Source organism: Paenibacillus sp. UASWS1643, from assembly GCF_008693195.1.
GTDB lineage: Bacteria > Bacillota > Bacilli > Paenibacillales > Paenibacillaceae > Paenibacillus > Paenibacillus amylolyticus_B.
In genome coordinates this window covers 1-526 of the sequence record NZ_VXKZ01000050.1, presented here as the reverse complement: position 1 = coordinate 526, position 526 = coordinate 1, and the positions used below count along the sequence as shown (strand labels likewise).

The window sequence follows — 526 nt, the reverse complement described above, 5'->3', positions numbered from 1 at the left end:
GGTGCCCGTACCGCAAACCGACACAGGTAGGCGAGAAGAGTATTCTAAGGCGCGCGGAAGAACTCTCGTTAAGGAACTCGGCAAAATGACCCCGTAACTTCGGGAGAAGGGGTGCCCCGGTAGTGTGAATAGCACGAGGGGGCCGCAGTGAAAAGGCCCAAGCGACTGTTTAGCAAAAACACAGGTCTGTGCGAAGCCGTAAGGCGAAGTATACGGGCTGACGCCTGCCCGGTGCTGGAAGGTTAAGGGGAGTGGTTAGGGAGCAATCCCGAAGCTGTGAACCGAAGCCCCAGTAAACGGCGGCCGTAACTATAACGGTCCTAAGGTAGCGAAATTCCTTGTCAGGTAAATTCTGACCCGCACGAATGGCGTAACGACTTGGGCGCTGTCTCAACGAGAGATCCGGTGAAATTTTAATACCTGTGAAGATGCAGGTTACCCGCGACAAGACGGAAAGACCCCATGGAGCTTTACTGCAGCTTGATATTGAATTTGGGTACGATCTGTACAGGATAGGTGGGAGCCT

General features: G+C 53.8%; 1 rRNA gene. It reads left to right on the top strand.

The annotated features are described in order from the left end of the window. A 23S ribosomal RNA gene (locus FE296_RS00235) occupies positions 1-526 on the top strand; the annotation flags it as partial.